Source organism: Moraxella sp. (genome assembly GCF_024227015.1).
Lineage (GTDB): Bacteria > Pseudomonadota > Gammaproteobacteria > Pseudomonadales > Moraxellaceae > Moraxella.
Genome location: NZ_JAAELD010000380.1, coordinates 1 through 1680 on the forward strand (window position 1 = coordinate 1; position 1680 = coordinate 1680).

The window sequence follows — 1680 nt, forward strand, 5'->3', positions numbered from 1 at the left end:
ACCATGGGCAAGCATCTTGCTCTTTGGCAAGCTTGTTAGAGGCTTTTAATAGATAATATTGCAATGCCTCAAAGGTGCGATGAGTCAAGCCAAGCGCTGCACTGTCTGAGTAGCGCGTACCATTCTTGGCAAGGTAATAGGCGTAGTTGATTACGCCAACGCCAAGCGTACGGCGATTCATGCTGCCTTTTTTGGCAGCGATAACAGGGTAGTCTTGGTAGTCTAATAACGCATCCAGCGCACGCACGATAAGCTCAGCAGGTTCTTCGATTTCAGATAGGTCGTTGATTTTGCCTAAGTTAATCGCAGATAAAGTGCACAGAGCAATCTCGCCATTCTCGTCATTGATATTATCTAGAGGCTTGGTCGGCAGGGCGATTTCCATGCATAGATTCGACTGGCGGATCGGTGCGACTGCAGGGTCAAATGGGCTGTGAGTATTACAGTGATCGACGTTCTGCACATAGATGCGACCCGTGCTCGCACGCTCTTGTAGCATGAGACTAAATAGCTCTCTGGCGGGAATCTTGCGCTTGCGAATGTTTTCGTCATTCTCATACTGCGTGTATAGACGCTCAAATTCTGCTTGATCAGCAAAGAATGCTTCATACAACCCTGGTACATCCGATGGGCTGAATAGGGTAATTTCTTTGTTTTGGATCAGGCGTGCATATAGGGTTTTGTTGATTTGAACACCATAATCCATGTGGCGCACGCGGTTGTCTTCAACGCCGCGGTTGTTTTTTAGGACAAGTAGGCTTTCAACTTCTAGATGCCACATTGGATAAAATAGTGTTGCTGCACCGCCACGAACACCGCCTTGTGAGCAGGATTTAACCGCGGCTTGGAACATTTTGAAAAATGGAATGCAGCCTGTGTGCTGTGCTTCACCGCCGCGAATTGGCGAACCTAGGGCGCGGATTGCACCTGCGTTAATGCCAATACCTGCACGTTGTGAGACATATCGTACGATGGCAGAAGTGGTGGCGTTGATGCTGTCTAGGTTGTCACCGCACTCAATCAGTACGCACGAGCTGAACTGGCGTGTTGGCGTGCGCACGCCCGACATGATGGGCGTTGGCAAAGAGATATAAAAGTTAGACGTCGCGTCATAAAAACGCTTCACATAATCCAAACGCTCCGCTTTATCATAAGCGGCAAAAAGACACATGCCTACCAGTACGTATAGGAACTGCGGACTTTCATAGACTTGCTTGGTGACGCGGTCTTGAACCAGGTATTTGCCCATCATCTGCTCAACAGCAGCATAAGCAAGATTCATGTCGCGTTCGTGATCAATGTAACTATTTAGCTCATCGAATTCTTCATAAGTGTAGTCAGCCAAGATGTGCTTGTCATACTTGCCTGCTTCGGTCAATTTAGAGACGTGGTCGTATAGGTGTGGCGGCTCGTAATCGCCATAAGCGATTTTACGCAGATGGAAGATGGCAAGGCGCGCTGCTAAATATTGATAATCTGGTGTCGATGCAGAGATTAAGTCGGCGGCAGCTTTAATAATGGTCTCATGAATGTCCTTGGTGCGAATGCCATCATAAAACTGGATATGTGACTTTAATTCCACTTGGGATACGGATACATCTTTTAGGTCTTTAGCCGCCCAAGTGATGACTTTATGGATTTTTTCTAGGTCAATTGGTTCTGATCTGCCATCGCGTTTGG

General features: G+C 47.4%; 1 protein-coding gene. It reads right to left on the reverse strand.

Going from position 1 to position 1680, the window contains the following annotated elements; translation table 11 throughout:
• On the reverse strand, window positions 1-1680 hold a 1680-nt coding region (gene nrdA / locus GY683_RS08790; protein WP_297288369.1), incomplete at both ends, for a class 1a ribonucleoside-diphosphate reductase subunit alpha.